Raw genomic sequence first — 7,608 nt, forward strand, 5'->3', positions numbered from 1 at the left:
GAATAGTATTATGCATGAAGTATGCCAACTAAAAAAGGTCTGCTTTTTAGCTATGCATCGCATTAATTCATCAAAATGTAGTACTTTTTCGCATTACGCAAATTGCATTATGCGAAACGAATGCAAAACAATACTCACCCAGTTGCTATAAAACAAACTAACTTTCTGCGCTTTTTCACCTTAAGCCAGCACCACTCACTCATCTTTTGTACAAGCATTTCTTAGTTATTTCATTATATACTTCCGGCAAATACACTTAATCATGCAGATTCAATGAACTATTTCAGTACGTTTTTAAAAGGGATGGCCATGGGCGCCGCCGATGTTGTGCCGGGTGTTTCGGGTGGAACCATTGCATTCATCACTGGTATCTATGACACTTTGCTTGAAAGCATTCGTAGGATTAACCCGAGTTTATTGCGCATAGTCAAACGAGATGGGTTAGCCGCTGCATTTCAACATATTAATGGCTTCTTCTTGCTCGCACTGTTTGGGGGAATATTCACCAGTATCCTCTCTTTGGCTAAACTCATTTCTTGGCTGTTAGCCACGCATCCTATTCCCATTTGGTCATTCTTCTTCGGTTTAATTCTGGTTTCGGTGTTCCATATTGTGAAACAAATTGAGCAGTTCAAACTTTCTCGGTTGCTCTTCGCTTTGCTGGGAATTGCGTTTGCTTACAGTATTACGGTACTTAACCCAATGCAGATGGAACCAACAGCGCTGAACACAGTTCTAGCCGGTGCTATTGCCATCTGCGCCATGATTCTACCGGGAATTTCTGGAAGTTTTATCCTGTTGCTGATTGGTATGTACGCACCGGTACTGGGCGCGGTGAAAGAGATGCAAGCCGATATTTTGGCACTCTTTCTACTCGGATGTATCGGTGGTTTACTGAGTTTTTCTCACGTATTGTCTTGGTTACTCAAACAATTTAGAGATTTGACCTTAATTTTTCTTACGGGATTAATGATCGGCACCTTACCCAAAATCTGGCCTTGGAAAGAAACGCTCACTTGGCGAACCAATTCTCACGGCGAGCTCGTTCCTTTACTACAGCGAAACCTTTCTCCATTGGAATTTGAGTCCATCACTTCACAGCCTTCGCAACTGCTGGTAGCCATTTTATTGATGCTTTGCGCTGTTGCCCTCGTGCTTGGCTTGGAGCAATATGCAAAACATCACGATGTGTAAATCACACCGCATAGCATGAATGAGAAAAGGTGGGGAAACTCACCTTTTCTATATTGATTTGTTGCACATTTTATCCATTCGTCACCACTGAAAAAAGATAGCTGTGATAACATTCGCGTTTTATAACTGCTTGGATTGTCCCCATGCACAACGCAATCAAAATCGGCGTCTTTGTTCTAGCCCTGCTAGCGGGTTACTTTAGCAGCGATATTTTCAATTGGCTCTCTTCAACACACTCTTCTCCAGACATTAATCGATATTGCCAGTTGTCGAGTGCCCCTTGTCGACAAGGAGATGTTGTCATGACATTGGCACACGATAAATCTCAACCTTTGGTGGCTAACACTCTGACCGTTGAATGGCCGCAAGCCAATGCAAGTAAACTCACACTCACACTCAATGGGCTAGAGATGGAGATGGGCACCGCTAAATATGTACTGACGCCGCAGGAAGACGGGCTCTACACAGCACAGATTGTACTCCCAGTTTGCACGACTGAAAAAATGACATGGATTGGCGAACTCTCTGATGGTCGTACCCAAGTATTTCCGGCAATAAGGATGGAAAGATGAGTAAAAATTGGTCTCTGGCATTGGTGGTTGCGTTTGTATTAGGCTTTGGCATAAAAACCTATTTTGATACGCAGCAAAGTATGGATTTAGAGAGCGGTAATAGCTCATCTTCTGAGGTGATTTTATTTGGCAAAGCAAATCAACCCATCTCTATTTTTGATACTAAAGATGAACGCATACGTGTTGTTTACTTCGGCTTTACACGCTGCCCAGATGTCTGCCCAACATCTCTGGCTATGTTAGCAGGTGCACTCAATCAACTAGATGATGTAACCAAAGCAAAGCTGCGCCCTTTATTTATCTCTCTCGATCCAGAGCGTGACGCTGCTGATGCTTCTCATCAATACGCCCAATATTTCCACCCTATGATCGAGGGACTTTCTGCTCCTTTAGATATTACAACACCACTGGCGCATCAGTATGGCGTCATTTTCCGCAAAACCGAATTAAAGGGATCTGAACTGAAATACACATTAGATCACAGCTCCTACTTCTACTTTTTACAACCAGATGGAACATTAATCACTAAAGTTCCACACACGCTTTCACCGGCTCCCATTGTTGAAGCCATCAAAACAATAATGACGTCATCACAAGGAAAATAACATGAAGCTCAATGCTCTTTTTTTAGCAAGCTTTGCCTTTAGCCCACTTGCTTTTGCGAACACAGATATAATGGTACATCACCCTTACGCACGTGCTACCGCACCAACCGCCACCACCAGCGCAGTATTTTCTCAAATCATGAATAAAGGTGAAACGGACCGCTTCATTGTATCGGCCAACACCGATGTGGCAGGGAAAGTTGAGTTGCATGATGTAATCACCGAAGGAGATGTGATGAAAATGCGTCAAGTCACTGAATTTAAAATTCCGGCCAAAGGGCACGTCGAACTCAAACCGGGCGGCTTGCACATCATGCTTTTTGATTTGAAGAAACCATTGGTTGAAGGTGAAAAGATTGACGTACAACTGACCTTTGCCAATGGTGAGCAGCAAACCATTACTGCACCAGTAAAAAAAGTGATGAGTGGTATGGCACACCATTAAAAAGAAGAGGGTAAGCGATGTTGGCTTACCCTCTTTTATCATCGCACTAAACGCTCATTGACCAGTCTAATGGCGAGAGCGAGACATCCCGACGAGAGGCTTATCATTCCACCACCATAAATGCTACATTTTATTTACATTTCACTCAAAATCGATTGCATTTCCACACATTGATTAATTATTTGTGCTGATTATCAATTAATTCTAGACACAATATCCCGCGTAGATATCATTACCCCCTTCAGTGGAGCTCACTGATGTCACTATAACTCTATTTGTCTACCATAACCGATGCTATGGCTTCATAGTATTTAGGTCATGCAGGATGTAATTCGATTTATTGCAGGGATAACTATGCAAAGCAACAATATTTTCGCCCGTTTTGCGCGTGGCAATTTGGTTCTGCAAATACTCGCCGGTATCGTTCTCGGTGGGATATTAGCAACCCTTTCACCCGATGATGCGAAAAGCGTCGGCCTACTTGGCGACCTTTTCGTTGGCGCACTTAAAGCCGTAGCGCCGATCCTCGTGTTTATTTTGGTCGCCGCGTCCATCGCAAACCAAAAGAAAAACCAACACACTTATATGCGCCCAATCGTGGTGCTTTACCTTTTTGGAACCTTCACCGCCGCTCTTACTGCCGTTGTATTGAGCTTTATCTTCCCTACAACCTTAACATTGGTTGCGGGGGCAGAAGGTGCAACGCCTCCTCAAGGCATCGCTGAAGTGCTTAATACCCTGTTGTTTAAGCTGGTTGATAACCCAGTCAATGCTCTAATGAGTGCAAACTATATTGGCATTCTGGCATGGGCTGTTGGGTTGGGCTTAGCTTTACACCATGCCTCAGCAACAACTAAAGCCGTATTTGAAGATTTAAGCCACGGCGTTTCACAAATTGTGCGTTTTATTATTCGCCTAGCACCGTTTGGTATTTTCGGCTTGGTTGCATCCACGTTTGCCACGACTGGCTTTGAATCTTTGGCTGGTTATGCCAACCTTTTATTCGTATTGCTCAGTGCTATGTTGATCATCGCATTAGTTGTCAACCCAATCATTGTGTACGCGAAAACTCGCCAAAACCCGTATCCATTGGTGTTCCAGTGCTTGCGTGAAAGTGGTGTCACCGCATTTTTCACACGTTCAAGCGCCGCCAATATCCCAGTAAACATGGCATTGTGTGAGAAACTAAAACTGGATGAAGATACTTATTCAGTCTCGATCCCACTCGGCGCGACCATTAATATGGCTGGTGCCGCCATTACTATCACGGTTCTCACCCTAGCTGCAGTAAACACAGTAGGTATTGAAATTGACCTTATGACAGCTTTGCTACTGAGCATCGTTGCTGCTGTTTCTGCATGTGGCGCATCCGGTGTTGCCGGTGGTTCACTGCTGCTGATCCCGCTCGCATGTGGGCTATTTGGCATTTCAAATGACGTAGCAATGCAGGTTGTTGCCGTTGGCTTTATCATAGGCGTGATTCAAGATTCAGCCGAAACAGCGCTCAACAGCTCCACAGATGTTGTCTTCACCGCTGCGGTTTGCCAAGCTGAGCACAATAAATCAGCATAATCATTCGATACACTAAAACCGATACCAACAAAAATCCCCAGTCGATTCGCTGGGGATTTTCATTTCAGAGATTTTTTATTTACAGTGCTTAGCCACTTTATCGATCCAACATTACCTGTCCATTGAAGTATTGGAGAAATCTAATCTCGTTAGAACCTCATGATCATCAGATGGGCTGGATGACAAACGCTCTTCGGAGGCATCCGCCACTACGCTCAATGAGAGATCGTCTTCATCAGGCAACTCCCCTTTCTCTGGGATAGGGATCCCACGTTTGTAGAGCTTGTTCAGCGCCTTAATAATTGAGTGTTTACTTACAGTACCCGCGCCGATTTTCTTCATGAGTGGTTTGGCCAACGATTGCAACCCCACAACAGAATCGACACCGATACGTGAGCCCACTTGATCTCTTAGCACCTTTGCCGGTTCAAAACCAAAATGAGCCGATAAAAATAACCAAATATAAGCAATAGCATTGCCATTTGAACCTTTATCTATCCAAGCTTCTCCTGCGTGATACATCGCCTCTACATGACCTTTTTCAGAAGATCGCTCTAACCAATAACAAGCTTTACTGTGGTCCATTGCGACACCAACACCCTTAAGGTAATTCAAGCCTAGTTTCATCTGTCCTATCGGGCTATTTAGCTTCGCGGCTTTGGAATACCAAAATGTTGAATCCGCTGGTGATGGCGCGATATTGTCGTGTGAAACACACCAATCCCCCATGAAAATCACAGCGTCGAGCAAATTCGCTTCCGCAGCCTCTTGTACTAACGAGACTCCTTTCGCAGTATTCGCTTCCACGCCACGGCCATGAATATAGGCCATGCCAGTTTCATACTTTGCGGTTAAGTTACCTTCAATTCCTGCAATACAAGTCTGCCAAAACTTCTCTTTTTCCCGCAAAATCAGATCATCTCGAAACTTTTGGCAAATCCGAACAACACCATACATTCCCGTAACATTGTCATAATTTGCCGCTTTGTCATACCAGTACATCGCCTCTTTGAGGTTGGTTCGTTCGGCTTCTTTCGCTAAATACAAAATCGTCGGCACATGGCCTGTTTCGGCCTTAAACAAGCGATCTTGTCTTTCTTGTTCACGTGATTTTTCTATCGCTTTGCGATAAGCGATTTCTCTCTCTTTTCTCTCTTCCTCTAAGCGTTTTTTGCGCAAAGAGAGCGAAAACATCCACACGAAGATGAGGATAAGTGATAACCCGGTTGCGCCTATGGCAATCCCAATAGTGCTCATTGATTCAAATCTTATTTAGCTGATTAACTTCATTATCGACCATTTTTCTCAATCTTTGAAAAAGTCTGACCACATTCATTCTGTCTCGAACCATTTAAAGCATACGAAATAGTCAAATCCGTTCATCCAAAACAGAGAGGCCACTCTATATCTAATGCTCGTGGATTAATTAAGCCACATAGCCTTAGCACTAAGATAGTACCGTACTCTTTTCAAGAGTGTTACGCACAATCACACTAATTGAGGAATAGATTCCGATTTGGGTCAATGAATGAAAAAACGCAGCCAAATCGCTGCGTTCATTCCAGATCAAAAATGAGCCACTCACTTTACTCTCTCATCAAAACCGCGATGGATTGATAAGGCTCGAGTACTAGGTTTTCTTCTAATTTTTCAATCTCTTGATAATTAGAGCTCAAACACTCCACCGCTCTCAATTGAAACTTTTCGGGTATTGTTAAACAAACCGTGGCCGATGAAAAATTACTGATCACGACAATTTGCTCACCTTGGTACTCGCGCACATAGCCAAACACTTGGTCATGTTCTTCAAATAAAGGCGTGAACGATCCATAGACGATGGACAGGTGTTTTTTACGCAGTGCAATTAACTTCTTATAGTGATGGTAAATCGATTGTTTATCAGCGAGCGCTTGTTCAACATTGACTTTTAGGTAGTTAGGATTCGCCTCTATCCACGGAGAACCTTGAGTAAATCCGCCGTGTTTATCCGCTGACCATTGCATTGGCGTTCGAGCATTATCGCGGCTGTTTTGATGAATAGCATCCAGCATATGCTGATGAGAAACGCCCGATTCTGTCTTCACACGATAAAAATTTAACGTCTCGATGTCTCGGTATTGATCGAGCGAATCGAAGGCCACATTCGTCATCCCAATCTCTTCGCCTTGATAAATATAAGGCGTGCCTTTCAGAAAGTGTAAGCTCGTTGCCAACATTTTCGCAGATTCAACTCGGTAGCGTTTGTCATCACCATACTTAGATACAGCGCGTGGTAGGTCATGATTATTCCAAAATAATGAATTCCAACCCTGATCGGCAAGCTCAATCTGCCACTTGGTTAATACCTGTTTAAACTGCTTAAGATCTAACGGAATAGGGTTCCATTTGTCACCCTGCTCCCACGTCAAAGTGATGTGTTCAAATTGGAAAACCATCGATAACTCACGACGACTCGGCGCACTGTACAGTTTTGCAATGTCTGGTGTGGCTCCCCAAGTTTCTCCCACGGTCAGCAGATCTTGATTACCAAAGGTGGCGGCATTCATTTGCTGTAATAACGGATGCAAGCGCGGGCCATTGCCAGTAATGCCCTTATCAATTTCTTTGCCAATTAAATCAATAACATCTAATCGAAAACCACCAATGCCCTCTTCAATCCACCAGTTCATCATGCTGTGCACTTCTTGCTGCACTTTAGGGTTTTCCCAATTCAGATCTGGCTGACGTTTGGAAAAAAGGTGGAAGTAATATTGCTGCGTTTGCTCATCCCAGTGCCAAGCACTGCCACCAAAAATTGACCCTGTATCATCCGGTACACTGCCATCCGATTTTGCATCCCGCCAAATGTAGTAATCTCGATACGGATTGTCTCGCGATTGCTTCGCTTGTAAAAACCATTGATGTTCATCCGATGTGTGATTAACGACAAGATCCATCACTATCTTAATATTGCGTTTTTGTGCTTCGCTCAGTAAACGCTGCATATCTTCCATGGAACCAAACTCTTGAGCTATTGCTTGGTAGTCAGAAATATCATAACCGTTATCATCCATTGGAGATTGATAAACAGGAGATAGCCAAATAACGTTAATGCCTAACTCTGCAAGGTAATCAAGCTTACTAATAATGCCATTTAAATCGCCGATACCATCGTGATTAGAATCGTAAAAACTGCGCGGGTATATTTGGTATACCACAGCGCTATGCCACCATTTGGGTT

Annotated in this window: 7 protein-coding genes; 5 read left to right on the forward strand and 2 right to left on the reverse strand. The window is 43.6% G+C overall.

The features are described from left to right. The first annotated feature begins 273 nt into the window (after positions 1 to 273). The 5 genes from B9J84_RS06560 to sstT all read left to right on the forward strand — a co-directional run bounded on the left by B9J84_RS06560 (position 274) and on the right by sstT (position 4,388). Complete coding sequence (locus B9J84_RS06560) at positions 274 to 1,194, forward strand: DUF368 domain-containing protein (protein WP_013868357.1); 921 nt, start codon at positions 274 to 276, stop codon at positions 1,192 to 1,194. A 143-nt stretch (positions 1,195 to 1,337) separates the two neighbouring features. Beyond that, positions 1,338 to 1,766 carry a hypothetical protein gene (locus B9J84_RS06565; RefSeq protein ID WP_013868356.1) on the forward strand — a complete coding sequence of 143 codons (429 nt, stop codon included), beginning with the start codon at positions 1,338 to 1,340 and terminating at the stop codon, positions 1,764 to 1,766. After that, positions 1,763 to 2,371 (forward strand): SCO family protein, encoded by a 609-nt coding sequence (locus B9J84_RS06570; protein ID WP_013868355.1) that lies wholly within the window; start codon positions 1,763 to 1,765, stop codon positions 2,369 to 2,371. The genes B9J84_RS06565 and B9J84_RS06570 overlap by 4 nt, the downstream gene beginning before the upstream one ends. 1 nt (position 2,372) lies before the next feature. Then, a complete protein-coding gene (locus B9J84_RS06575) occupies positions 2,373 to 2,816 on the forward strand; it encodes a copper chaperone PCu(A)C (RefSeq protein WP_094123798.1) in 444 nt (147 codons plus the stop codon). A gap of 354 nt (positions 2,817 to 3,170) precedes the next feature. Continuing rightward, positions 3,171 to 4,388 carry a serine/threonine transporter SstT gene (sstT, locus tag B9J84_RS06580; protein WP_026028166.1) on the forward strand — a complete coding sequence of 406 codons (1,218 nt, stop codon included), beginning with the start codon at positions 3,171 to 3,173 and terminating at the stop codon, positions 4,386 to 4,388. Between the two features lie 111 nt (positions 4,389 to 4,499). On the opposite strand, the gene B9J84_RS06585 is transcribed toward sstT, so the two are convergent. Both B9J84_RS06585 and B9J84_RS06590 read right to left on the reverse strand, forming a co-directional pair. After that, positions 4,500 to 5,645 (reverse strand): tetratricopeptide repeat protein, encoded by a 1,146-nt coding sequence (locus B9J84_RS06585; protein ID WP_094123799.1) that lies wholly within the window; start codon positions 5,643 to 5,645, stop codon positions 4,500 to 4,502. Between the two features lie 329 nt (positions 5,646 to 5,974). Continuing rightward, on the reverse strand, positions 5,975 to 7,608 hold a 1,634-nt coding region (locus B9J84_RS06590; protein ID WP_094123800.1), incomplete at its 5' end, for an alpha-glucosidase.

It is taken from the genome of Vibrio sp. V03_P4A6T147 (assembly GCF_002241085.1).
GTDB lineage: Bacteria > Pseudomonadota > Gammaproteobacteria > Enterobacterales > Vibrionaceae > Vibrio > Vibrio anguillarum.

What these genes read in the sequence shown, in the direction of transcription:
- B9J84_RS06560 (WP_013868357.1), top strand. Translation starts at nt 274, where the DNA reads ATGAACTATTTCAGTACGTTTTTAAAAGGGATGGCCATGGGCGCCGCC.
- B9J84_RS06565 (WP_013868356.1), top strand. Translation starts at nt 1,338, where the DNA reads ATGCACAACGCAATCAAAATCGGCGTCTTTGTTCTAGCCCTGCTAGCG.
- B9J84_RS06570 (WP_013868355.1), top strand. Translation starts at nt 1,763, where the DNA reads ATGAGTAAAAATTGGTCTCTGGCATTGGTGGTTGCGTTTGTATTAGGC.
- B9J84_RS06575 (WP_094123798.1), top strand. Translation starts at nt 2,373, where the DNA reads ATGAAGCTCAATGCTCTTTTTTTAGCAAGCTTTGCCTTTAGCCCACTT.
- sstT (WP_026028166.1), top strand. Translation starts at nt 3,171, where the DNA reads ATGCAAAGCAACAATATTTTCGCCCGTTTTGCGCGTGGCAATTTGGTT.
- B9J84_RS06585 (WP_094123799.1), bottom strand. Translation starts at nt 5,645, where the DNA reads ATGAGCACTATTGGGATTGCCATAGGCGCAACCGGGTTATCACTTATC.